The sequence below is a fragment of the Bradyrhizobium sp. CCBAU 11361 genome, assembly GCF_028128935.1.
GTDB classification, from domain to species: Bacteria; Pseudomonadota; Alphaproteobacteria; order Rhizobiales; family Xanthobacteraceae; genus Bradyrhizobium; species Bradyrhizobium niftali.
Window position 1 is genome coordinate 32,856 of the sequence record NZ_LBJZ01000188.1, and the last position, 21,521, is coordinate 54,376.

At 64.6% G+C, this 21,521-nt stretch carries 27 protein-coding genes; 10 read left to right on the forward strand and 17 right to left on the reverse strand.

Annotated elements, in window-relative coordinates; genetic code table 11:
- Position 1: 1 nt before the first annotated feature.
- The 4 genes from XI08_RS28430 to XI08_RS28445 form a co-directional block, all read right to left on the reverse strand.
- Complete coding sequence (locus XI08_RS28430; protein WP_271576913.1) at positions 2-865, reverse strand: branched-chain amino acid ABC transporter permease; 864 nt, start codon at positions 863-865, stop codon at positions 2-4.
- Between the two features lie 67 nt (positions 866-932).
- Positions 933-2,150 carry an ABC transporter substrate-binding protein gene (locus XI08_RS28435; RefSeq protein ID WP_027543021.1) on the reverse strand — a complete coding sequence of 406 codons (1,218 nt, stop codon included), beginning with the start codon at positions 2,148-2,150 and terminating at the stop codon, positions 933-935.
- A 39-nt stretch (positions 2,151-2,189) separates the two neighbouring features.
- Positions 2,190-2,936, reverse strand: a complete 747-nt coding sequence (locus XI08_RS28440) for an ABC transporter ATP-binding protein (protein ID WP_271576914.1) — start codon at positions 2,934-2,936, stop codon at positions 2,190-2,192.
- The gene (locus tag XI08_RS28445) at positions 2,929-3,684 is read right to left on the reverse strand and encodes an ABC transporter ATP-binding protein (protein ID WP_027543023.1); all 756 of its coding nucleotides are present in this window, start codon (positions 3,682-3,684) and stop codon (positions 2,929-2,931) included. The genes XI08_RS28440 and XI08_RS28445 overlap by 8 nt, the downstream gene beginning before the upstream one ends.
- 310 nt (positions 3,685-3,994) lie before the next feature.
- Here XI08_RS28445 and XI08_RS28450 point away from each other — a divergent pair, with 310 nt between their 5' ends.
- Positions 3,995-4,675: a hypothetical protein gene (locus XI08_RS28450; protein WP_271577018.1), complete on the forward strand. Its 681-nt coding sequence runs from the start codon at positions 3,995-3,997 to the stop codon at positions 4,673-4,675.
- Between the two features lie 24 nt (positions 4,676-4,699).
- Here XI08_RS28450 and XI08_RS28455 read toward each other — a convergent pair whose 3' ends face one another.
- Positions 4,700-5,053 carry an ArsC family reductase gene (locus XI08_RS28455; protein WP_027543025.1) on the reverse strand — a complete coding sequence of 118 codons (354 nt, stop codon included), beginning with the start codon at positions 5,051-5,053 and terminating at the stop codon, positions 4,700-4,702.
- 107 nt (positions 5,054-5,160) lie between these two features.
- On the opposite strand from XI08_RS28455, the gene XI08_RS28460 reads away from it, so the two are divergent.
- From XI08_RS28460 to XI08_RS28470, 3 genes are all read left to right on the forward strand, one after another.
- Positions 5,161-5,532, forward strand: coding sequence for a tRNA-binding protein (locus tag XI08_RS28460; RefSeq protein WP_271576915.1), 372 nt, complete (start codon positions 5,161-5,163; stop codon positions 5,530-5,532).
- Positions 5,533-5,738: 206 nt separating this feature from the next.
- On the forward strand, positions 5,739-6,371 hold the full coding sequence (locus XI08_RS28465) for a TetR/AcrR family transcriptional regulator (RefSeq protein WP_271576916.1): 633 nt from the start codon (positions 5,739-5,741) through the stop codon (positions 6,369-6,371).
- A 3-nt stretch (positions 6,372-6,374) separates the two neighbouring features.
- Entirely contained in the window at positions 6,375-7,157 is a 783-nt protein-coding gene (locus tag XI08_RS28470) for a sulfite exporter TauE/SafE family protein (RefSeq protein WP_271576917.1), read from the forward strand.
- A gap of 2 nt (positions 7,158-7,159) precedes the next feature.
- On the opposite strand, the gene XI08_RS28475 is transcribed toward XI08_RS28470, so the two are convergent.
- From XI08_RS28475 to XI08_RS28525, 11 genes are all read right to left on the reverse strand, one after another.
- Positions 7,160-7,864, reverse strand: a complete 705-nt coding sequence (locus XI08_RS28475) for a glutathione S-transferase family protein (protein WP_271576918.1) — start codon at positions 7,862-7,864, stop codon at positions 7,160-7,162.
- A gap of 105 nt (positions 7,865-7,969) precedes the next feature.
- Positions 7,970-8,113 (reverse strand): hypothetical protein, encoded by a 144-nt coding sequence (locus tag XI08_RS28480; RefSeq protein ID WP_198033706.1) that lies wholly within the window; start codon positions 8,111-8,113, stop codon positions 7,970-7,972.
- Between the two features lie 111 nt (positions 8,114-8,224).
- Positions 8,225-8,890, reverse strand: coding sequence for a DUF429 domain-containing protein (locus tag XI08_RS28485; protein ID WP_271576919.1), 666 nt, complete (start codon positions 8,888-8,890; stop codon positions 8,225-8,227).
- A 30-nt stretch (positions 8,891-8,920) separates the two neighbouring features.
- On the reverse strand, positions 8,921-9,268 hold the full coding sequence (locus XI08_RS28490) for a carboxymuconolactone decarboxylase family protein (RefSeq protein ID WP_271576920.1): 348 nt from the start codon (positions 9,266-9,268) through the stop codon (positions 8,921-8,923).
- Positions 9,269-9,271: 3 nt separating this feature from the next.
- A complete protein-coding gene (locus XI08_RS28495) occupies positions 9,272-9,793 on the reverse strand; it encodes an RNA polymerase sigma factor (RefSeq protein WP_271576921.1) in 522 nt (173 codons plus the stop codon).
- Positions 9,790-9,999, reverse strand: a complete 210-nt coding sequence (locus XI08_RS28500; protein ID WP_271576922.1) for a YgaP family membrane protein — start codon at positions 9,997-9,999, stop codon at positions 9,790-9,792. The genes XI08_RS28495 and XI08_RS28500 overlap by 4 nt, the downstream gene beginning before the upstream one ends.
- 95 nt (positions 10,000-10,094) lie before the next feature.
- Entirely contained in the window at positions 10,095-11,279 is a 1,185-nt protein-coding gene (locus tag XI08_RS28505; RefSeq protein ID WP_271576923.1) for a serine hydrolase domain-containing protein, read from the reverse strand.
- Positions 11,280-11,353: 74 nt separating this feature from the next.
- A complete protein-coding gene (locus XI08_RS28510; protein ID WP_442869868.1) occupies positions 11,354-12,085 on the reverse strand; it encodes a GNAT family N-acetyltransferase in 732 nt (243 codons plus the stop codon).
- On the reverse strand, positions 12,051-12,398 hold the full coding sequence (locus XI08_RS28515; RefSeq protein WP_271576925.1) for a Lin0512 family protein: 348 nt from the start codon (positions 12,396-12,398) through the stop codon (positions 12,051-12,053). The genes XI08_RS28510 and XI08_RS28515 overlap by 35 nt, the downstream gene beginning before the upstream one ends.
- A 181-nt stretch (positions 12,399-12,579) precedes the next feature.
- A complete protein-coding gene (locus XI08_RS28520) occupies positions 12,580-14,244 on the reverse strand; it encodes an acetolactate synthase large subunit (RefSeq protein WP_027543035.1) in 1,665 nt (554 codons plus the stop codon).
- Positions 14,245-15,273: 1,029 nt separating this feature from the next.
- Positions 15,274-16,167: a LysR family transcriptional regulator gene (locus XI08_RS28525; protein ID WP_271576926.1), complete on the reverse strand. Its 894-nt coding sequence runs from the start codon at positions 16,165-16,167 to the stop codon at positions 15,274-15,276.
- A 104-nt stretch (positions 16,168-16,271) separates the two neighbouring features.
- Between XI08_RS28525 and XI08_RS28530 the strand changes: the two genes are divergently transcribed.
- Together XI08_RS28530 and XI08_RS28535 are read left to right on the forward strand one after the other, a co-directional pair.
- The gene (locus tag XI08_RS28530; protein ID WP_271576927.1) at positions 16,272-17,012 is read left to right on the forward strand and encodes an SDR family oxidoreductase; all 741 of its coding nucleotides are present in this window, start codon (positions 16,272-16,274) and stop codon (positions 17,010-17,012) included.
- A gap of 36 nt (positions 17,013-17,048) precedes the next feature.
- Positions 17,049-17,282 (forward strand): tautomerase family protein, encoded by a 234-nt coding sequence (locus XI08_RS28535; RefSeq protein ID WP_060911705.1) that lies wholly within the window; start codon positions 17,049-17,051, stop codon positions 17,280-17,282.
- 57 nt (positions 17,283-17,339) lie between these two features.
- Here the strand turns inward: XI08_RS28535 and XI08_RS28540 are convergent, their stop codons facing one another.
- Positions 17,340-17,972, reverse strand: coding sequence for a PadR family transcriptional regulator (locus tag XI08_RS28540; RefSeq protein ID WP_027543039.1), 633 nt, complete (start codon positions 17,970-17,972; stop codon positions 17,340-17,342).
- A gap of 153 nt (positions 17,973-18,125) precedes the next feature.
- Here XI08_RS28540 and XI08_RS28545 point away from each other — a divergent pair, with 153 nt between their 5' ends.
- The 4 genes from XI08_RS28545 to XI08_RS28560 all read left to right on the forward strand — a co-directional run bounded on the left by XI08_RS28545 (position 18,126) and on the right by XI08_RS28560 (position 21,514).
- The gene (locus XI08_RS28545; RefSeq protein ID WP_271576928.1) at positions 18,126-18,809 is read left to right on the forward strand and encodes a GntR family transcriptional regulator; all 684 of its coding nucleotides are present in this window, start codon (positions 18,126-18,128) and stop codon (positions 18,807-18,809) included.
- Positions 18,806-20,056, forward strand: coding sequence for a dicarboxylate/amino acid:cation symporter (locus XI08_RS28550; RefSeq protein WP_271576929.1), 1,251 nt, complete (start codon positions 18,806-18,808; stop codon positions 20,054-20,056). The genes XI08_RS28545 and XI08_RS28550 overlap by 4 nt, the downstream gene beginning before the upstream one ends.
- Positions 20,056-21,099, forward strand: a complete 1,044-nt coding sequence (locus tag XI08_RS28555; protein WP_271576930.1) for a threonine aldolase family protein — start codon at positions 20,056-20,058, stop codon at positions 21,097-21,099. The genes XI08_RS28550 and XI08_RS28555 overlap by 1 nt, the downstream gene beginning before the upstream one ends.
- Before the next feature lie 61 nt (positions 21,100-21,160).
- Positions 21,161-21,514, forward strand: a complete 354-nt coding sequence (locus XI08_RS28560; RefSeq protein WP_135173400.1) for an MmcQ/YjbR family DNA-binding protein — start codon at positions 21,161-21,163, stop codon at positions 21,512-21,514.
- Positions 21,515-21,521 lie beyond the last annotated feature (7 nt).

Genomic DNA, 21,521 nt, shown 5'->3' on the forward strand with positions numbered 1-21,521 from the left:
ATCAGGCCGCCCTTCCCGTCAATCCCGTTGGCTTCACCAAGAGCACCAGCACCATCAGCACGAACACGACGGTGTTGGAGGCCTCGGGGTAGAAATACTTGGTCAGGCCCTCGATCACGCCGAGCGCGAAACCGGTGATGATCGAGCCCATGATCGATCCCATGCCGCCGATCACCACCACGGCGAACACGACGATGATGAGGTCGGCGCCCATCAGCGGCCGGACCTGGTTGATCGGCGCCGAGAGCACGCCCGCGAGCGCGGCAAGGCCAACGCCGAGACCGTAGGTCAGCGTGATCATGCGCGGCACGTTGATGCCGAAGGCGCGGACCAGCGTCGGATTTTCGGTGGCGGCGCGCAGGTAGGCGCCGAGCCGCGTCTTCTCGATCAGGAACCAGGTCGCCAGACACACGACCAGCGAGAAGACGACGACCCAGCCGCGATAGATCGGCAGGAACATGAAGCCGAGATTCATGCCGCCCTTGAGCTGGTCCGGAATGGCGTACGGCAGGCCGGAGGAGCCGAAATAGTTCTGGAACAGGCCCTGCACGATCAGCGCGATGCCGAAGGTCAGGAGCAGGCCATAGAGATGGTCGAGCCCGGTCAACCATTGCAGCATGGTCCGCTCCAGGATCATGCCGAAGATGCCGACGATGATCGGCGCCAGCAGCAATGCCCACCAGTAGTTGATGCCGCCGAGGTTCAGCAGGAAGTAGGCGACGAAAGCGCCCATCATGTAGAGCGCGCCGTGGGCGAAATTGATGATGTTGAGCATGCCGAAGATCACGGCAAGACCGAGACTGAGCAGCGCGTAGAACGAGCCGTTGATCAGTCCCACCAGTAGCTGTGCGTAGAGAGCCTGCATCAGGATTAGCTTCCGCCACCAAAATGAAAGCCCGCCGGCGGCACGACCGCCCGGCGGGCCACGAGAGTTACTTCTTCACCAGCGGACAGACGCTCTCGGAGAGCGGCCGGAACGCCTGGTCCGCGGGAACGGTGCCCACCAGCTTATAGTAGTCCCACGGCCCCTTCGATTCCGAAGGCTTCTTGACCTCGAACAGGTAAGCAGGGTGAATCTTGCGGCCATCGACCCGGATACTGCCCTGACCGAACAGCGGATCGTCGGTCTGCATCGACTTCATCTTCTCGACCATTTTGGCGCCGTCGTGCGGATTGCCGCCCGTCGCCTCCAGTGCCTTGAAGTAATGGATCAGTCCCGAATAGACACCGGCCTGCACCATCGAAGGCTTCGCCTTGTTCTTCATGCGCTCCGAAAAGCGCTTGGAGAAGGCCCGCGTTCCGTCGTTGAGATCCCAATAGAAGGTTTCGGTGAAATTGAGCCCTTGTGCCACGTTCAGGCCGAGCGAGTGAACGTCGGTGATGAACAACAGCAGCCCGGCAAGCTTCTGCCCGCCCGCAACGATGCCGAACTCGGCGGCCTGCTTGATCGAATTGGTGGTATCGCCACCGGCATTCGCAAGTCCGACGATCTTTGCCTTCGATGCCTGTGCCTGCAAAAGGAACGAGGAGAAGTCTGAGGAATTGAGTGGATGCTTGACGCTGCCGAGCACCTTGCCGCCCGCCTTCTGCACCACCGCCGCCGTGTCGCGCTCCAGCGCCGCGCCGAACGCATAGTCGGCCGTCAGGAAGAACCAGGAATCGCCGCCAGCCTTCACCAGCGCCTGACCGGTGCTGTTGGCCAGCATGTAGGTGTCATAGACCCAGTGGATGGTGTTCGGCGAACATTGGGCGTTCGTCAGATCCGACGTCGCCGCACCCGTGTCGATCAGGATCGAATTCTTCTCCTTGACGACGTTGTTGACCGCGAGCGCGACACCGGAGTTCAGCACATCCATGAAGATGTCGACCTTCTCGACGTCGATCCATTGGCGCGCGATGGTGGTGGCGATATCGGGCTTGTTCTGATGATCGGCGGAGATCAAGTCGACCTTCCAGCCCTTGGCGGCAAGCCCGGAATCCTCGATCGCCATCTGGGCTGCCAGCGTGGAGCCCGCGCCACCGAGGTCGGAATAGAGACCGGAATTATCGGTCAGCACGCCGATCTTGACGGTCTTGTCCTGTGCCGACGCGCCGCTTGCGACGAATCCCAACGCCATGCCGAGAAGAAGCGCAGAAAAATGCTGTTTCATATTTCCTCCGGAAAATCCTCTATTGAATGCCTCGGGGCGTCAGACGCCGAGATAGGTATGCAGCTTGTTCATGTTCGCAGACAGTTCCGAGTTCGAAAAACCGTCGATCACCTTGCCGTGCTCGACGATGTAATAGCGGTCGGCCACGGTCGATGCGAAGCGGAAGTTCTGCTCGACGAGGAGGATCGTGAAACCCTCCTTCTTGAGCCGCGCAATGGTGTGGCCGATCTGCTGGATGATGACGGGCGCAAGGCCCTCGGTCGGCTCGTCCAGCATCAGGAAGCTCGCGCCGGTGCGCAGGATCCGCGCGATCGCCAGCATCTGCTGCTCGCCGCCGGACAGCTTGGTGCCCTGGCTGTTGAGCCGCTCCTTCAGGTTCGGAAACAGGTCGAAGATCTGCTCGAGCGGCAGTCCGCCTTCGCGGACCACTGGCGGCAATAGCAAATTCTCCCGTACGTCGAGGCTGGCGAAGATCCCCCGCTCTTCCGGGCAGAACGCGATGCCCATGCGCGCGATCTTGTCGGAGGTCGCGCGGATGATCTCCTGGTTGTTGAATTTCACCGAGCCGGTACGCTTGCCGATGATGCCCATGATCGACTTCAGCGAGGTCGTCTTGCCGGCGCCGTTGCGCCCGAGCAGGGTGACGACCTCGCCCGCGTTCACGTCGAAATTGATCCCATGCAGGATGTGGGACTCGCCGTACCAGGCCTCGAGGTTACGGACCTGGAGGATGTTTCCGCCGCTCGCAGCCTTTGCCGGAGCCTCGGCGATCGCAGTGTCAGGCATGACCGGCTCCCAGGTAGGCTTCCTTGACGCGCTCGTCCTTGGTGAGCTCGCTGTAATGGCCCTGCGCAAGCACCTGCCCGCGCGTCAGCACGGTGATGATGTCGGAGAGATTGGCCACGACGCTCAAATTATGCTCGACCATCAGGATGGTGTATTTCGCGGAGATGCGCTTGATCAGCGCCGCGATCTTGTCGATGTCCTCGTGGCCCATGCCGGCCATCGGCTCGTCCAGCAGCATCATCTCGGGGTCGAGTGCGAGCGTAGTTGCAATCTCGAGTGCGCGCTTGCGCCCGTAGGGCATCTCGACCGCAGGCGTATTGGCAAACTCGCTGAGGCCGACATCGTTCAACAGATCACGTGCACGATCGTTGAAGCGGTTGAGCACGGACTTGGAGCGCCAGAAATCGAAGGAACTGCCGTGCTGGCGCTGAAGCGCGACGCGAACGTTTTCCAGGGCAGTCATGTGCGGAAACACCGCCGAGATCTGGAACGATCGCACCAGTCCCATGCGGGCCACGTCGGCCGGCGCCATCGCAGTGATGTCCTGGCCCTTGTACAGGATCTTCCCGGCGGACGGCTTGAGGAACTTGGTCAGAAGATTGAAGCACGTCGTCTTGCCGGCGCCGTTCGGGCCGATCAACGCGTGAATGCTCCCACGGCGGACCTTGAGCGCAACGTCGCGGACAGCGAAGAAGCCCGCGAACTCCTTGGTCAAGCCTTCCGTCTCGAGAATGAACTCATCGGCCAAACAGATTTCCCCCTGCCCGCGCGACCCGCGTGGCTGTCCTTGTTGCTTCGGCTTTCAGGAGGCCTTGGAGCCTTCCCGGAACGCCGCCTCCGGGCGCGGAATATGCCGGAGGTGACGGGGGTTAGGCAAGGCGGAAAGCTGAGCAGATCAGGTCTCCGGCTGGGATACGAATGCTCCCTTAGTCGGAGATGTTTTGATGTCACGCCTGCCCGGCCTTCCGGTTCACGAAAGCACCGGTCATCAAGCCGTCGTTAACGGTCTTTCGTCCGGCGCGCCAGCCTTCATAGAATATTTTCCCGCAACGTGGATGATGCGCGGGTTTCGATCTGCCGGGAATATTGTTTTGGATTTCGCAAGCGCCGCGCCCTCCGTCGTCAAGTCGATCAGGCAACGTGATCTCCTGAACACGTGGCTGCGCCTCTATGCGCGCCAGCGGATCGCGCCGGCGATCTGGGAGTACCAGCCTGCGCGGCTCGAGGAAGAGCTGTCCGATCTCATCTATTACACGGTGGACACCTCGATTCCGGTGCCGCGTCTCGTCATCCAGAGCGAAGGCACGCGGATTTCGCGCGCCTATGGACATACCGGCAAGGGCGTGCCGCTGGATGAATATATCGGGCCGCAGCTCGTGCCCTCCGTGATGCCCATCTATTACGAATGCGTCGCGCGCGGGCTTCCGGTCTACAGCGTTGCCGATGTCGACGACATCTACGGGCGCATCGTCGCCTACGAGCGACTGCTGCTGCCGTTCCTGACCGACGGCAAGGTCTGTCACATCATCGCCTCGCTCAAGACCTTCTGCGAGGACGGCGGCTTCGAGATCAAGAATCTGATGCGCGGAAATGACGCGCTGCCGCGCCCGAAATTGCGCGCCTTGATCGATCGCGATCTCTTTCATCGCGCCCCCGGCCGTATCGCGGCCGCCGACGTCGTCGAGTTCGCGGACCGGTCCGGTCCCGCCGACGCCACCGAGATCATCGAGCTGAACTAGCCTTCAGCGCGATTTGGCGCCGGCCTACTTCGTCCTGACGTCCTTGGCGTAGATGTCCGGCTTGAAGCCGACCAGCAGCTTGCCGCCGACTTCCAGCACCGGACGCTTGATCATCGATGGTTGCGCTAGCATCAACGCCAGTGCCTTCTTCTCGGTGAGGCCTTCCTTGTCGGCGTCGGGCAGCTTCTTGAAGGTCGTGCCGGCGCGATTGAGCAGCGTCTCCCAGCCGAGCTTGTCGCTCCACTGCTTGAGCTTGTCCTTCTCGACGCCGGCCGCCTTGTAGTCGTGAAACTCATAGGCAACGCCATGGCTGTCGAGCCAGGCGCGGGCCTTCTTCATGGTGTCGCAGTTCTTGATGCCGTAGATGATGTTGGGCAAGACGTTCCTCGCGCATGCGTGATGCTTCGGCTGCGGCGTTGTACGAAACTCCGGTTCGCGCGACAATATTGCGAGCGATGCTTTCGAACTCTGTCAACGGACACATCATGCACGTCACTCACGATCCCGCCGCGGCCCCGTCGCCGACCATCGACTTCAACAGCTTCCTCGCGGTCGATATCCGCGTCGGCACCATCGTCGATGCCAAGCCGTTTCCGGAGGCACGCAAGCCGGCCTGGCGGCTGTGGATCGACTTCGGTCCGGCCATCGGCGTGCGCAAGAGCTCGGCGCAGATCACCGAGAACCATCCGCTGGAAACGCTGGTGGGACAACAGGTCGCGGCCGTCGTCAATTTCCCCCCGCGCCAGATCGGGCCCGCCGTGTCGGAAGTGCTGACGCTCGGTTTCCCCGATGCCGACGGCAAGGTCGTGCTGGTGCAGCCGGGCAAGCCCGTGCCGAACGGCGGACGGCTGTTCTAGCGGCACATCATCGCGAGCCAAGCCGTCACTTCGGCTCGCCAGCCGTTACTCCTCCTGTTCCTCGGCCCGGGGCCATCCGGACTTGACCAAAGCCCCTTGTTCATTTAAAACTGACTGATCGATCGTTTTTTATTATTCTGCGCTGACATTCACGTCGCTCCTGACGAATCACTAAAACGATCAATCAGTCAGTTATGGACGCCCTGATGCCCAAGATCAGCGACAAGCAGCGTGAAGGCCGGCGGCAGCAGATCCTCGAGGCCGCCCTCGCCTGCTTCGCCGAGAACGGCTTTCATCAGACCGGCATGGCCGACATCGTGAAGCGGTCGGGGCTGAGCCATGGCGCGGTCTATCTCTACTTCCAGAGCAAGGACGACCTGATCGAGGCGCTCGCTGACGACCGGCATCGCCGTGAGGCCGTGCTCGACTCGGTCGCGCAGGGATCGGGCGATCCGATCGAAGGCCTTCACGCCCTGGTCCGCGTTTACGCGCAATGGCTCATCGATCCCGCCGGCGAAGCGCGGCGGCGCGTCGGCATCCATGGCTGGGCCGAAGCGCTGCGCAACCGCCGCGTCCGCACCAGCGTCGTCGAGGGCATCGAGATGCCGCGTGCCCTGATCGTGGCGCTGGTCGAGCGCGCCCAGCACGACGGCCTCGTCAAGCGCGACCTCGGCGCCGACGCCATCGCGCGCGTGCTGATCGCGATCTTCCAGGGCTTTGTGCTGCAAAAATGCTGGGGCGAGGACTTTGACGTCGATGCCTGCATGGCGACAGTCGATGCCGTGATCGACGGCTTCCGCACGATGAAGCCGGACGTCAAGCGACGAACCCGGGCTTGAGCCATGTCCTGGATTGTCGAACTGCTCGCAGGCATCGGCGTCGGGCTCGTCGGCGGCGTGACATCGGGCTTCATGGGCACGAGCCCGGGTGGCGGCCTCGTGATCTTTTCCGTTCTGCTGCTCGGGGCCGAGCAACATGTCGCCCAGGGTACGTCGCTGATCACGCAGGTCCCGCCAACCGGTCTCGCCGGTGTGCGCCGCTACTGGCAGAGTGGCAATCGCAGTCCGCTGCAATGGATCGTCTGGATCGGCATCGGATTTCTTGTCGGTGGCGCGGGCGGCGGCTATGCCGCGGCCTCCGTGTCCGATGCAGTCCTGCAATGGACCTACGTCGTCTACCTCGCTCTCTTGATCGCGGCGCTGCTGCTGCGCCGTGACCGCAAGGACGGCGCTGGCGCGGCCGGCGATCCCGCCGATTTGCCCTGGCTTCCGCTGTTCCTCATCGGCACGCTGGCCGGCTTTTCCTCCGGCTTCATGGGCATCGGCGGCGGCCTTGCGATCACCGTCGGCCTCGCCGCGGGCCTGCGCGTGCCGCAACATCAGGCGCAGCTCGTCAGCCTCGTCTTCTCGGTGATCCCGACCAACATTCCAGCGGCGTGGATCTACTGGAGCAAGGGGCTCATGGTCGGTTGGCCGGCCATAACAGGCATTGTTATCGGCCTCTGGGTCGGCACCGATCTCGGCGCACGCATGGCGAATGGTGTCAGCAAGTTGGTGCTGCGCCGGGTCATGATCGCCCTCGTCTCGCTGATGGCGCTCTACATGACCCACAAGGCGCTCAGCTAGTTTCACGGACGCTTCGGGATGTTCAACCCGCGCTGCACGGCGGGACGCGCCAGGCCGCGTTCGAGCCAGGCAGCAACCGATTTGAACCGGGTGAATTCGACGAGGTCACCGGCGCCGTAGAAACCGATGAGGTTGCGCACCCAGCCGAGCATGGAGATGTCGGCGATGGTGTAGTCGTCATCCATGAACCATTGCCGGCCGGCCAGATGCATCTCCATCACGCCGAGCAGACGCCTGGACTCGCCCACGTACCGTTCGAGCGGCCGCTTGTCCTCGAAATCCCTGCCGGCGAATTTGTGGAAGAAGCCGACCTGGCCGAACATCGGCCCGATCCCGCCCATCTGGAAATGCAACCACTGGATGGTCTGGTAGCGGCGCGCCGCATCCTGCGGCAGCAGCTTGCCGGTCTTCTCCGCGAGATATTGCAGGATCGCTCCGGATTCGAACAGCGGCAGCGGCCTGCCGCCGGGACCGTTGGGATCGAGGATCGCGGGAATCTTGCCGTTCGGATTGAGCGACAGAAACTCTGATGTCTTCTGGTCGTCCTTGTTGAAGTCGACGAGATGGACTTCGTAGGGCAGCCCGATCTCCTCCAGCATGATCGAAACCTTGACGCCGTTCGGCGTCGGCAGCGAATAGAGCTGAAGCAGCTCCGGATGCTCGGCCGGCCAGCGCTTGGTGATGGGAAAGGTAGAGAGATCGGACATCGGGACCCCGGCATCGTTCGTGAGATTGTCGCCTAATCTAGGCGAGCGGACGAACGGCACAAGGCCGATGCAGAGATCACACGATCTTTTCGCACCGAAGTTGGATCACAGCCGCGGCAGCAAGTGACTTGTCGCATACGCGATGTCGCGCTGCGCGCGTTGCTTGATGAAGAGCTGCCCGGTGACGAGCAGGGCTCCGATGAAGACGAGCGCGAGCAGCGCGGTCGCGAATTGACTGGTATCATTCATCGCGAAAGTTCTCTGTAATCCCTTCGCACGGGGAACGCGGGCCGACCACCCGCAGTTCCTATATCTGTCAAATAAATTGCCGCTTTATCCCGAGTGCACCTTGGCGCCGCCTCAATAATTGATCTCCATCCGCAATCCGCGCGGATCGATCTCGCCATCGCCGACCGACTGCGTGCTGTCGCGCGCTGCAATCGCGCAGGCGCAGGCGTCGATGAGATCGTCGCGGCCGATGCCGGTGCCGTGGCGCTGCGTCAGCCATTTCCGCAGGCGCGTGAAGCCGCGTCGCTCCAGCAGCGCAATGCGTTGTTCGCGGCCTTGCGCTGACGTCTTGCTGTCGAGCCGCAGGCGGCCGGCGAGATTCCAGAAGATCAACTCCGGATGCGCCTCGCCGATCGTTGCTTGCCGCGTGGGCGTCATGATCTCGTCGACCTCCCTGATCTTGTCCCTGATGTTCCAGAGCTGCGCCGACACGCCCCTGCCCTTGCCCTCGCGCTTCCAGTAGTGACGATTGGCTGTCGCCATGTCGGGAAATGTCCAGAGGTCCCGGCGCGCACCGAGAAACACGGCGGGGCCAACCAGTTCGCGAGCGCGCAGGTCGCACGTTCGATAGCCGCTCGGATTCAATCCGATCGGCATGTCGATCATAGCGCGCGCATGCGGCACCGCGAGCAATCGCGTCAGCCCCGGCGAATAGTCGAAGCCGTGATCGCCGCGCTCGTCGATCCAGGCCGCGACCCAGCCGTAACGAAATCCGTCGAGGCCGAGGTAGTTGCTCACGCGCACGATCCAGTCACCGACCGATGCAGCTCATCCCGCCCCCTCGCCTCGATGTCGCTCGAACAGGCGTTGCGCCAACAGCGCATGGCCGAGCGTGCCGCCGGCGCGGACCGCGGCGGCGATCAACGCCGCTTCCGCGACTTCCTCGCGCGTCGCGCCGGCCTTCGCCGCCTGTGCCGTATGCACGTCGAGGCAATAAGCGCATTGCGTGGTGAGCGCGACCGCGAGCGAGATCAGCTCGCGATATTTCGGCGGGATCAAGCCGTCCTTGCGCTCGACGGCATGATTGAAGGCGAGGAAGGCGTTGGCCTCGACCGGCGCGAGCGCAATGAAGGCCGGGACGGATTTCAGGTCATCGGGATTTTGATAATCGGTCATGTCTCATCTCGTCAGATATTCGCGCATCAAGGCGCGGGCGCGATGCAGGCGGGCCTTGACGGTCTGCCTGGACGCACCGAGTGCGACGGCGATTTCGTCGATGGTCATTTCCTTGACGTCGCGCATCAGCGCGACGTCGCGATAGTGCGGCGGCAGCGCTTCGAAAGCCGCGGCTACGTCGAGCCGCAGATCCGCCTCCGGCCGCGACAGCAGTGCGGCCTCCGCTTCACTGAAATCGATGGCCGGCACAAGGCCGGCCTTGCGCGCAAGCCGCAGGCATTCGCGGCGGACCACGCTGAACAGCCAGGCGGAAAACGCCAGCAGCGATCGGATGCTGCCGACATGGCGGAACAGGATCCACAGCGCCTCCTGCGTCGCATCCTCGGCATCCGCCGAGCTGCGGCAGCTCGCGCGCGCGTAGCGGCGGATATCCGGCTGCGCCGTCGCCAGCAGCGAGGCGATCGCCTCGGGATCGCCGAGGCGCGCAGCCTCGAACAGGTTGGGCGGGATCGCAGCCGCACTCACGACACGCCTCCTCGTCCGATCCCGGCCATCGCGCACATCGGGCAGTAGCCGACGAGGCCGGTCAGCGCGACGCCTGCGCCGCCGAGCGCGACCAGCCACGCCGCAAGCCCGGACAGATACGCGAACCCGGCAATCACGACCGCAAGTCCGAGCGCCACCCGCACCGCCTGATGCAGGCCACCGATGTTCTTCCTGTAAAATCCCATCACATCCTCCGACACGAGCCGAGGCGGAATGCCTCGACGACAAGGAGGGCACGACGGGCGAAAAGGATTCGCGGAGGCCTGCAATTTTTTTGCGATCAGCCTCCGACCGCCTGGTAGGCCAGGCGCTTGAACTCGAAGAAGAACGGATTCCAGAAGCCCATGTGCCGCTGGGCCATCAGGACACCCGCGGTATTGGCCTGCGGGCAGATCCACCAATGGGTGCCGGCAAGCCCGCCCCACTGGAATTCGCCGGTGGAATTCGGCGGATCGAACGGCGTCGGTGCGAAGGTGACGGCACCGCCGAGACCAAAACCCTTGCCGGGCATCGGCCCGAGATTGGCGAAGCGGATGGTCTGCCCTGCGGGCAGCTGGTTCGTCATCATCTGCCGCAGCGTGTCCGGCTTCAGCAGCGTATCCGACCCGGGCACCAATGCGCGCGCCAGCGCGAGCATGTCCGGCAGCGTCGAGACCAGACCTCCGCCGCCGGAGAGCCGCGGGAACGGGCGGCGATAGGCTTGCGGATAAGGCAGATTGTCGGCCCGCGTCAGGCCGGGCTTCATCGGGTCGAGCACGTCGGCGCCGGTGTAGAGCGCGACCAGCCTGCCCTGCTGCGCTTCGGGCACGTAAAATCCGGTGTCGGTAATGCCGAGCGGATCGAAAATGCGCGCCTTGAGGAAGGCATCGAGCGATGTTCCGGAGGCGACCTCGACGACGCGGCCGAGCACGTCGGTCGCGACTGAATATTCCCAGCCGCTGCCGGGATGATAGGACAGCGGCAGATCGGCAAGCTGGTCGATCATGTCGGTCAGCGGCGTCAGCGGATTGAGCACGCGCGCGTCGTTATAGCCCTTGAACAGCACCGCGCCGGGATCGAAGATGCCGTAGCTGAGGCCGGAGGTGTGGGTCAGGAGCTGGCGGATCGTGATCGACCCCTTCGCGGGCTCGACATCGGCAAGACCCGACGCGCCCTGCTTCAGCACCTTGCGATTGCCGAGCTGCGGCAGGAATTTTTCGACAACGTCGTCAAGCCCGATGCGCCCCTCTTCCATCAGAAGCATGATCGAGCACGTGATGAAGATCTTGGTATTCGAAAACGCGCGGAAAATGTGGTCGGGCCGCAGCGCGGTGTTGGCCTCGCGATCAGCGAAGCCGACGCATTGCTGGTCGACGACCTCGCCGCCGCGCAGCACCGCCCAGGACACGCCGGGAACGATCTCCTGATCGACGTAGCGCTGCATCGCCGTCCGTACGGCGGAAAAATCGGTTGTCCTGGCGTCCATGTGTTTCCCCCAATTGTGGTTGGGACGGATATAGCGTGAATTCGAAGGAAATGAAGGGCGGCACCTGAGGGAGCCTATCCCTCCTTCATAAACGCAGTGACGTACAGGCGCCGCCGAATCCGCATGCCCTGTCGCTGGTACAGCGCGATCGCGGATGTATTGTTCGAGAACACGTGCAGGAACGGAATCTCGCCGCGCGCCTCGATCCGGCGCGCGACCGCCGCGAGCAGCGCCTGCGCGTAGCCACGCCCCCGATATTCCGGATGCACGCAGACGGCCGTCATCTCGACGAACTTTCCCGGCTTCATCCGCTCGCCCGTCATCGCGACCAACTCGCCGCCGGCGCGGATGCCGAGGAACGTGCCGAGCTCGTGGGTGCGCAGCGCGAATGGCCCGGGCTTGGTCAGCTCCGTCAGCGCCATCATGGCGGGAACGTCACCGGCGCCCAATGTGACGATCTCGGCATCGCGGAGCGGACTGTCGGCAGGCGAGCCGATCATCTGCTCGCCGGTCTCGGCCAGCACGACCTTGAAACCGGCGGGCATTTCGACCGGCTCCGGCGTGAACAGCGCGGCAACCTGCGAGCCCGACAGGAGATCATGGAGCGCAGCAAAACTTGCCGGCGACATGTCGACCATGTCGGCAAACGGCGTCATGTCCACGGGATAGCGCCGCGCTCGCGGACCGCCCTCCGCCAGATGCTTCTGGCTCGTTGTCAGTGCGCTCCAGATCGGGCGATCCAGCAGCGCCTCATTGCTGTCGGACACCGGCCTAATCCTTGTCGAAGCTGACGATGACGGCCGCATTGGCGATGAGGATGGGGTCGTTGGCCACTTCCGTAGCCGAGGGAATCTCCAGCCCGCCCTTGATCGCAGTCACGGTCACGGTGCCGTAGGGCAGCTCCTTTGCAACGGCTTCCTTGTCCACCGCCTCAGGGTTGGGCACCCCGATCGTGACATCGACGAACATGTCGTTCGCGGTCTTGCCGATCATCCGGAAGAAACCCAGGCTCGAATGCCTGATCGCATCCGACACCGCCCGCTTCGCCGCCTTGGTGGCGTCCCTGCCGTGGACGTCGACGCCCATGCCCATCTCGGTGACACAACGAACGCGAGTCATTTCAGAATCCTGTGGTTGGTTGGATTACGTTGACGCAAGGTGTTATCGCATTTTGGCTGATCGGCATACTCCGTCATTGCGAGGAGCGCAGCGACGAAGCAATCCAGATTGCCTCTGCGGAAACACTCTGGATTGCTTCGCTACGCTCGCAATGACGGGTGTGGCGAGAGTGACGAGCACATCACGCCTTCGACTTCTCGTGAGCCCGCAGCTCATCCACGAGCACCCGCACGTTCTCCGAATAGTCGATCGGGATCACGATCAGGTGCACGCCGCCCTCCTTGAAGGCGGCATCCAGCGTCGGACCGAAGCTGTCGATGCTCGCGATACGATGGCCCTTGGCCCCATAGGCCTTCGCGTAGAGGACGAAATCGGGATTGCCAAAGGTCATGCCGAAATCGGCGAAATGATCGACGGCCTGCTTCCAGCGGATCATGCCGTAGGCGTTGTCCTCCAGCACCAGCACGACCAGGTTGAGCTTGAGACGGACGGCGGTCTCCATCTCCTGGCTGTTCATCATGAAGCCGCCGTCGCCGGCAACCGCGAGCACGCGGCGGTCGGGAAAGAGCATCGCCGCCATCATCGCCGACGGCAGGCCGGCGCCCATCGTCGCCAGCGCGTTGTCCAGCAAGAGCGTGTTGGCGACGCGGGTACGGTAGTTGCGCGCGAACCAGATCTTGTACATGCCGTTGTCGAGCGCGACGATGCCGTTCTCCGGGATCACCTGGCGGATGTCGTGCACGATCCGCTGCGGCGTCGGCGGCCAGCGTGCCTCGGTGGCGCGGTCGGCGATATGCCTGAGTATCTCCTCACGGAGTGGCAGCAGCGCCGCGGCTTGCGGCAACTTGCCTTCGAGGCGGTCCGCCAGCAGCTCCAGGCTCGGGCCCACGTCGCCGACGACCTCGGCATCCGGGAAATAGACCTGCTCGACGCTGGCCGACGTGTAGCTGACGTGGATCACCTTCGGGCCCGACGGCCCCATGATGAAGGGCGGCTTCTCGATCGGATCATGACCGATCGCCACGATCAGATCGGCGGCGTCGATCGCGTCATGGACATAGTCGCGCTCCGACAGCGCCGCGGTGCCCATATAGAGATTGGTGCCGCCGGGCACGGTGCCCTTCCCCATCTGCGTGGTGAAAAAGGGAATGCCGGTTCGCCGCACGAAGCTCGCGATGCCGTGGGTCGATCGTGGCCGGCTGGTCGCAGCGCCCATCATCACCAGCGGATGCCTTGCCGCGAGAATCATCTCGGCCGCACGATCGAGTGCGGCGCGATGGGCGACCGGAATTTCGATCGGATGGACCGGGATCACGGGAACGGCCGGCACTTCGTCGCCCGCGATGTCCTCGGGCAGTTCGAGATGCACCGGCCCCGGCCGCTCCTCCATCGCCACGCGAAAGGCATCGCGCACCACGGTCGGGATGCTCGATGCGCTGATGATCTGCCGCGACAGCTTTGTCAGCGGCTTCATGGTCGCGACCACGTCCACGATCTGGAAACGCGCCTGCCGGCTGCTCATGATCGGCTTCTGGCCGGTAATCAGGATCATCGGCATCGCGCCGAGATGCGCATAGGCCGCCCCCGTGGACAGATTGAGCGCCCCGGGGCCGAGCGTCGAGAGACAGACGCCGGGCTTGCCGGTCAGCCGGCCATGGGTGGCGGCCATGAAGGCGGCCGCCTGCTCGTGGCGGGTCAGGATCAGCTCGATCTTGGAGGTGCGGAGCGATTCCACGAGATCGAGATTTTCCTCGCCGGGAACGCCGAAAATGCGGTCGACGCCCTCGTTCTCCAGCGCCGCGACAAACAGGTCCGATCCCTTCACCTTGCGTTCCTGCCCGCTCATGTCGCCTCCGCTCGCTGTTCTGGTCCCGTGTTCCGGGCGCGCGCATGGTAGCGGTCTGCGGCGCAGGCACAACTCACAATGCGGCGTGGTCTGTGATGTGCGGTGCGTCCTCAATCCTCCGCTGTCATGCCCCGGCTTGACCGGGGCATCCAGTACGCCGCGGCCTCTCGGTCAACTCACTGCTGTCTCTGGATACTGGATCGCCCGATCAAGTCGGGCGATGACAGTTGAGAATGTGGCGCGCAGCTCGACTTGCATCGTCATTGCGAGCGCAGCGAAGCAATGACGGAGCAAGGGGCGTCGCCGCGCTTGCTCAACTCGCATCTCGCCTCGCAGACGCACCTTCGCATCCTCGCGGCTCATCTCGCCCGAGCTTTGCTTCGTTGCGACACCCTCCGATGTCAGAGGGCGCAGGGAAGACCGGGTGCCGGCCGGGCACCCACGGTCCACTGTGCGAAAGGTGGCAACAAAAATCTGCACAGCGGCATACAGGTGAAGCCCAACACACGGCCTTCCCTGCGCAGTGGTTTGACGGCTTATGCCGAGTTCTCCCCGGGGAGCGATGCACTATTGCCCCCGTCGCCTTGCGGATCGCTGATGCGCGTGCCCGGTCGGGCCGCCACATCACCGCAAGACTTGGCGCACAGACCCCGGGCGCCAGGACGACACGGTTTTGCCGTACGCAGATCACACCGGTCGTGTGCGCGAAGGCCTTTCGCTCACGGTTACCCGCCCTGCGAAGCTCTTCGCGCCGATGTGACTAGCGTCCACCGCAGCTCACCCCGCATGTCGTGACGATCGCGATACGCCCCTCTGACCGGGATGAGGTGGCGCATGACTACGCCAAAGCCGAATTTCGGTAAAGGAGAATATTTTCGCTTGAGCGGATTGACCTGTTTTTTGTGTGTTTTGCCCGTCGGGCAACGCAAGCTCTTGTAGCCCGGATGAGCGAAGCGATATCCGGGATTCGTGCGAGCGGCGGTCCCGGGTATCGCTTCGCTCACCCGGGCTACGACTCTGCGGCCTCCCTCACAGATTCGCCTCGGCAAAAATGCCGGATATCCAGTCGAGGAAGACACGCAGCCGCAGCGCGGGCTGGCGGTTTTGCAAATACAGCGCGGAGAGCGGCGTCGGCGACGGCGGATAGTCGGCGAGCACCTCGACCAGCGCGCCGCTGGCGAGATCATCCGCGAAGCGATAGCGCGGGGCCTGGGCGAGGCCGAAGCCGAGCCGCGCGAGATCGGCCATGGTGTCGGAATTGTTGACGCGAACCCGGCTCGGCAGCACGACGTGACGCAACGCGCCGGGAACCGAAAATTCCAGCGGCAGCACGTCGCCGGTGCGCGAGGATACGAAGGCGACCATCTGATGGCCGTCGAGCGCATCCGGCGTCGCCGGCATGCCGTGGCCGGCGAGATAGGCCGGGCTCGCCACCGTGATTTCCGCGATCGTGCCGAGACGGCGCAGGATCATCCCGCTGTCCTCCGGCTCGCCCGACCGGATCACGCAATCGACGCCCTCGCGCACCAGATCGACCAGGCGGTCGCCCTGCCCGATCTGCAATTCGAGCTGCGGATAGCGCGCCAGGAATGCAGGCAGGTGCGGCAGGATGAAGGTGCGGGTCAGCAAGGGATGGGCGTCGATGCGGAGCAGGCCGCGCGGCCGTGCATCGCGCATCGCGGTTTCCGCTTCCTCGACCTCGGCCAGGATAGCGACACAGCGGCGGTAATAGTCCTCGCCGTCGAGCGTCGGCATGACGTGCCGCGTCGTCCGTTCGAGCAGGCGCGCGCCCAAGCGCGACTCGAGGCCGCGCAGGACCTCGCTCGCCGTCGAGCGGGGAATGCCGAGATCGGCGGCCGCGGCCGTAAAACTCCGCCGCTCGACGAGGCGAACGAACAGACGCATGGCGTCAAATCGGTCCATGGCCGATTGTTCACCACAGCCGACAAGTGATGACAAGTCTCGGGCGATTATCCGGCCACGGCGATCAGCTAAATCTCCGGCCGAAGACAACGAGGAGACCTGCCATGACCCACCAACATCAGCGCGCAGCCATCGTGACCGGCGGCTCCCGCGGCATCGGCGCAGCGATCGCCCGCCGGCTGGCACAGGACGGAATTGCGGTCGCGATCAACTATGCCAGCGGCCGCGCGGCTGCCGACGCGCTGGTCGCCGAGATCGAGGCCGCCGGCGGACAGGCCATCGCCGTGCAGGCCGACCTCGCCGATCCGGCAACCCCTTCGCGGCTGTTCGATGCGGCAGAGCATGCCTTCGGCGGCGCCGACATCCTCGTCAACAATGCCGGCGTCATGGAACTCGGGCCGCTCGCCGAGGTGAGCGATGAAGCGTTCGCGCGGCAGACAGCGATCAATCTCGGAAGCGTGTTCCGGTCCTTGCGCGAGGCGGCGCGGCGGCTGCGCGACGGCGGCCGCATCGTCAGCTTTTCCTCCAGCGTGATCGGTCTCTACCAACCCGGCTACGGCGTCTACGCCGCGACCAAGGCGGCGGTCGAAGCCATGACGCACATCCTCGCCAAGGAGCTCGGCAGCCGGCGCATCACCGTCAATGCGGTGGCGCCCGGGCCGGTCGAGACCCGGCTCTTCCTCGAAGGCAAGAGCGAGCAGCAGGTGCGCGCCATTGCCGCCATGAACCCGTTCGGCCGCCTCGGCCAGCCCGACGACATCGCAGCAATCGTCGCCTTCCTCACCGCTCGCGACAGCGGCTGGATCAACGGCCAGGTCATCCGCGCCAATGGCGGCGTGGTCTGACGCACGGCACGATCACATCACACGGAGAGACCCATCATGCCTTTCGCCAACATCAAGATTCCGCAAGCCGCGCTGTCTCGTGCCCAGAAGGCGGAGATCGTGCATCGCCTCACCGCGCTGTTCGTCGACTATTTCGGCGAAGCGGCGCGGCCGCACACGATGGTGCTGATCGAGGAAGTCCCCGACGGCGGCTACGGCCGCGCCGACGAGGTGTTCGTTGTTCCCGACGCCTGGCGCGCCCGCGACGCCGTCACGCCAGCTTCAGGCTGAGCTCGGTGCCGCACTTGAGCGGCAGCGTCATCGAGACGAAGCCGTTTTGGGGGTCCGTCACTTGCCGAGGATTTCCGCGGCGGCGCGGTCAAGGATCGCGGCGATGCGGCGTGCTTCAGCGGAATCGCTGCCTTGCATGCTGCGCAGCGCGCGCTTGAGATTGTGGCGAGCCCGATGCAGCTCGTCCGAGGCACCGCCGTCGAGATCGCTGACGCCGGCGAAGGCCTCGCGCACCTCGTCCATGCGGCGCCCGATTCGCGACAGCGCCTGCAGGATCGCGTCCGCGGTCGCACGCTGCTCGGCAAGATACGCCTCGCCCTGCGGCGTGATGCTGTAGAGCTTGCGGCCGCCATCCTGTTCGACGCCGGCGTGGCCGACCTCTTCGAGATAGGTCAGCGCCGGATAGATCACGCCGGGGCTCGGCGTGTAGAACCCGTCGGAGCGTTCCTCGACGATTTTGATCAGCTCATAGCCATGCGCCGGCTTTTCGGCCAGCAGCGCCAGGATCACCAGCTGAAGGTCCTGCGACGAGAGTCGTCGCGCCCCCGGAAAATCGTCGCCGCCGCGCCCGAAGAAACCGTGCCCACCGCGGCCGAAGCGCCGCCCGCCGCCGTGCCGGCCCATGGCGAAGGCGAAGCGCAATTCATGATCATCCCGGCCGTGCCTGCCGTGGTGTTTGTCTCGAAACATATCTTACATCTCCTCTGTTAGATATATCGTAAGATATGTTTTGAGATGCGATACGCAAGGCACGAGTCCGTGACTTTGTCTCAAGGCTCGTTTCACCAGCAAAATCAGCAGGCCAGCTTGACATTCCTCTGACATGCCGCTGGTATGTCAGTTATGCCCACCGCCTCCCTCGACCGCGACCGCGCCTATTCGCTGCTCCGCGACCTCGTCATGTCAGGCGAGTTTGCGCCTGACGAACCCCTCTCCGAACGCAGCCTGTCGAGCCGGCTGGCGCTGGGCCGCACCCCGATCCGTGAGGCGCTGAAGGCGCTCGCCAAGGACGGCCTGCTCACCATCCATCCCATGCGCGGCACCTTCCTGCGCCAGATGTCCTTCGACGATCTGCGCGAGATTCATGAATTGCGGCTCGCGCTCGAAGGCATGGCCGCCTATCTCGCCGCGACGCGCGGGCCGACGGAGCCGCTGCGCCAATGCGCCGGGGAGTTGCGCAGCATTCAGTCGCGCGAAAACCTCGATGTCGAGGAGGCGCAGCAGATCGGCTGGGCCTTCCACGACGAACTGTTTCGCGCGACCGGCAACGGCCGGCTGGCGCAATCCTACGACAATCTGCGCGCGCAGAGCGGCCTCGCCCTCCAGAAGATGCGGCAATACAGCGTCGAGCGCACGCGCCAGGCCGTCAGCGAGCATCTCGATATCTACGCGGCCATCGAGGCGCACGATCCTGACGCCGCGCAGCAGCGCATGTGGCGGCATCTGTCATCCGCATTCGAGGCCCGCCTCACCGCGCTGGGCGCGATCCGCGCGCAATATCCGGGACAAGGAGACCACCACGCATGATCCGGTCGCTGTTCAGATTGCCGCTCGTGTTCCAGATGCTGCTCGGATTGGTGCTGGGCCTCGGCGTCGGCCTGCTCTGGCCGGATTTCGGCGCGAGCCTGCGCCCGGTCGGCACCGCCTTCGTCGAGGCGGTGAAGATGATCGTCATTCCCGTGGTGTTCGCAGCCGTCACGCTCGGCCTCTATCGCATGGGGAGCGAGCTGAAGGTCTTGGGGCGCGTCGCCGCGATCAGCCTCGGCTATTTCTACCTCGCCACCGTGGTCTCGATCCTGATCGGCCTCCTCCTCAACGCCGCCTTCCATCCCGGCGCCGGCGCGCCGCTGGCCGCGACCGGCAAGGTGCCGCAAAACCTCGCGGTGTCGGTGGACTGGATCAAGTTCTTCATGGACATGATCCCCTCCAACATCGTCGCGGCGATGGCCGAGCAGAAGATCTTGCCGACCCTCGTCTTCGCCATTCTGTTCGGCCTGGCCCTCGCCTCGGTGGGCAAGGTCGGCGAGCCCATGGTCGCCGTGCTCGAGGCGGTGATGGCGGCGATGTTCAAGATCACCAAATGGATCACCTCGCTCGCCCCGATCGCTATCTTCGCGGTGATGGCGTGGCTGTTCGCGACCCAAGGCCTCGCCACCGTGCTCGCGCTCGCCAAGCTCGTCGGGGTGATGTATCTGGGCCTCGCCATCATGGTCGCGATCTTCTGGCTGATGCTGCTTGCGATCGGCGAGAAGCCGCTGGCCGTCACAAGGGCGGTGATGGAGCCGATGATCCTGGCCTTCTCCACCCGCTCCTCGGAAGTGACCCTGCCGCTGCACATGGAGAAGCTGCGGGCGATGGGCGCCTCCGAGCGCATCGTCTCGGTGGTGCTGCCGCTCGGCTACGCCTTCAACCGCGACGGCGCCATCATGTATTTCGCGCTGGCCGTCACCTTCCTCGCCGAAGCCTACGGCGTGACGCTGACCTGGTCGACGCTGTTCACCATCGTCATGGTCACGACGATCGCGAGCAAGGGCAGCGCCAACGTCCCCTCCGGTGGGCTCGTCGCCATCGCCATGGTGCTGTCGGCGATCGGGCTGCCGATCGAGGCGCTCGCGGTCATCGCCGGCGTCGACGCCTTCCTCGACATGGGCCGCACCGCGATCAACGTGTTCGGCAACACGGTCGCGGTGAAGCTGGTCGAGAAGTTTGCCGGCGACATGGCCGCCGATGAGGCGCAGCCGGCGGCGGCCGGCCTGCAAATGCAGGACGCCTGATGGCCGCACAGGAGAACGGCGGCGACGGCATCGTCGATCTGCGCAGCGACACCGTCACGCTGCCGACCGCGGCGATGCTGGAGCGCATGCAGCGCGCCCCGCTCGGCGACGACGGCCGCGAGGGCGATCCGACCGTCCGCGCGCTCGAAGAACGCGGCGCTGCCTTGATCGGCAAGGAAGCTGCCCTGTTCGTGCCGAGCGGCACGATGGGCAATCTCCTGGCGATGCTTGCCCATGCCGAACGCGGAGCGGATGTGTTCGCCGATCGCGGCGCGCATCTGCTCAATTCGGAGCTCGGCAGCGTCGTGACGATCGCGGGGCTGGCGCCCAGGCCGATGCCGGGCCATCGCGGCGCGATGGACGAAGTAGCGCTTGCGGACGCGATCCGCGGCTCGGAACGTCCCGGCCTGATCGCGATGGAAACGACGCATAACGGCGCCGGCGGCACCGTGCTGCCCCTGCCGCACATGATGCGAATTCATGCGCTCGGACCAAGCAACGGGATTCCCGTGCATCTGGACGGCGCCCGCCTCTTCAATGCCTCGGTCGCGCTCGGCGTGCCGGCGGCACGGATCGCCGAGCATGCCGACAGCGTGATGATCTGCCTGTCCAAGGGACTGAGCGCGCCGGTCGGCAGCCTGCTGTGCGGCAGCGCGGCGTTCGTCGCGCGGGCGCGGGCCTTGCGAAAGCTGGTCGGCGGCACCATGCGCCAGTCCGGCATCGTCGCAGCCGCGGGCCTCGTCGCGCTGGAGACGATGATCGAGCGCCTGCGCGATGATCACGCTGCAGCGAGGCGGCTCGCCGCGGCCTTGAGCTGGCTCGACCCGGCGCTCGCCGATCCCGACCAGGTGCAGACCAACATTCTGCGCATCGACGTCGCCGCAAGCGCGCGTGAGGCCGCCGCATGGGCCGAGGGCGTGAAGCGGCACGGCATCCTGGTGCAGGCCAGCGGCCCCTCGCAGCTCCGGCTCGTCACCCATCGCCACATCGACGAAGCGGCGGTGGACCGCACCATTGCCGCCTTCGCGGCGCTCGGCCGCTAGCGCATTGCAAGCAGCAAGCGCGCGCATTGCAAGCCGCACGCGGCGTGCTATCGCTCGCGTCATGACTCCAAAAAGCTTCGAAGCGCGTTGCCTGCGCCTGCCCGCCGCCACCAAGGTGGTTCAGTGGGAGGGCACCTCCGTGTTCAAGGTCGGCGGCAAGATGTTCGCGCTCGGCGGCGGCTTTGCCGCAGGCTCCGGCGGCTACATGTTCAAGGTCTCGGACATGGCCTATGCGATGCTGATCGAGCACGGTGTGGCTCGTCCGGCGCCGTATCTGGCCCGCGCCAAATGGGTGCAGCTCGTCAGCAACAACGCCCTGCCGGATGCCGAACTCACCGCCTATCTGGCGCAGGCCCATGCGCTGATCGTGGCAAAGCTGACGCGCAAATCGCGCAAGATGCTGGGGCTCGACTGAACGCCAG

Bases quoted from the DNA above. Each gene is read 5' to 3' on its own strand.
- XI08_RS28465 (WP_271576916.1), top strand. From the start codon at position 5,739: ATGCCCAAGATCAGCGACAAGCAGCGTGAAGGCCGGCGGCAGCAGATC.
- XI08_RS28505 (WP_271576923.1), bottom strand. From the start codon at position 11,279: ATGGACGCCAGGACAACCGATTTTTCCGCCGTACGGACGGCGATGCAG.
- XI08_RS28460 (WP_271576915.1), top strand. From the start codon at position 5,161: ATGCACGTCACTCACGATCCCGCCGCGGCCCCGTCGCCGACCATCGAC.
- XI08_RS28440 (WP_271576914.1), bottom strand. From the start codon at position 2,936: ATGCCTGACACTGCGATCGCCGAGGCTCCGGCAAAGGCTGCGAGCGGC.
- XI08_RS28450 (WP_271577018.1), top strand. From the start codon at position 3,995: ATGCGCGGGTTTCGATCTGCCGGGAATATTGTTTTGGATTTCGCAAGC.
- XI08_RS28435 (WP_027543021.1), bottom strand. From the start codon at position 2,150: ATGAAACAGCATTTTTCTGCGCTTCTTCTCGGCATGGCGTTGGGATTC.
- XI08_RS28500 (WP_271576922.1), bottom strand. From the start codon at position 9,999: ATGGGATTTTACAGGAAGAACATCGGTGGCCTGCATCAGGCGGTGCGG.
- XI08_RS28530 (WP_271576927.1), top strand. From the start codon at position 16,272: ATGACCCACCAACATCAGCGCGCAGCCATCGTGACCGGCGGCTCCCGC.
- XI08_RS28510 (WP_442869868.1), bottom strand. From the start codon at position 12,085: ATGCGGCCGTCATCGTCAGCTTCGACAAGGATTAGGCCGGTGTCCGAC.
- XI08_RS28520 (WP_027543035.1), bottom strand. From the start codon at position 14,244: ATGAGCGGGCAGGAACGCAAGGTGAAGGGATCGGACCTGTTTGTCGCG.
- XI08_RS28560 (WP_135173400.1), top strand. From the start codon at position 21,161: ATGACTCCAAAAAGCTTCGAAGCGCGTTGCCTGCGCCTGCCCGCCGCC.
- XI08_RS28555 (WP_271576930.1), top strand. From the start codon at position 20,056: ATGGCCGCACAGGAGAACGGCGGCGACGGCATCGTCGATCTGCGCAGC.
- XI08_RS28525 (WP_271576926.1), bottom strand. From the start codon at position 16,167: ATGGACCGATTTGACGCCATGCGTCTGTTCGTTCGCCTCGTCGAGCGG.
- XI08_RS28480 (WP_198033706.1), bottom strand. From the start codon at position 8,113: ATGAATGATACCAGTCAATTCGCGACCGCGCTGCTCGCGCTCGTCTTC.
- XI08_RS28515 (WP_271576925.1), bottom strand. From the start codon at position 12,398: ATGACTCGCGTTCGTTGTGTCACCGAGATGGGCATGGGCGTCGACGTC.
- XI08_RS28490 (WP_271576920.1), bottom strand. From the start codon at position 9,268: ATGACCGATTATCAAAATCCCGATGACCTGAAATCCGTCCCGGCCTTC.
- XI08_RS28540 (WP_027543039.1), bottom strand. From the start codon at position 17,972: ATGTTTCGAGACAAACACCACGGCAGGCACGGCCGGGATGATCATGAA.
- XI08_RS28430 (WP_271576913.1), bottom strand. From the start codon at position 865: ATGCAGGCTCTCTACGCACAGCTACTGGTGGGACTGATCAACGGCTCG.
- XI08_RS28475 (WP_271576918.1), bottom strand. From the start codon at position 7,864: ATGTCCGATCTCTCTACCTTTCCCATCACCAAGCGCTGGCCGGCCGAG.
- XI08_RS28545 (WP_271576928.1), top strand. From the start codon at position 18,126: ATGCCCACCGCCTCCCTCGACCGCGACCGCGCCTATTCGCTGCTCCGC.
- XI08_RS28535 (WP_060911705.1), top strand. From the start codon at position 17,049: ATGCCTTTCGCCAACATCAAGATTCCGCAAGCCGCGCTGTCTCGTGCC.
- XI08_RS28470 (WP_271576917.1), top strand. From the start codon at position 6,375: ATGTCCTGGATTGTCGAACTGCTCGCAGGCATCGGCGTCGGGCTCGTC.
- XI08_RS28550 (WP_271576929.1), top strand. From the start codon at position 18,806: ATGATCCGGTCGCTGTTCAGATTGCCGCTCGTGTTCCAGATGCTGCTC.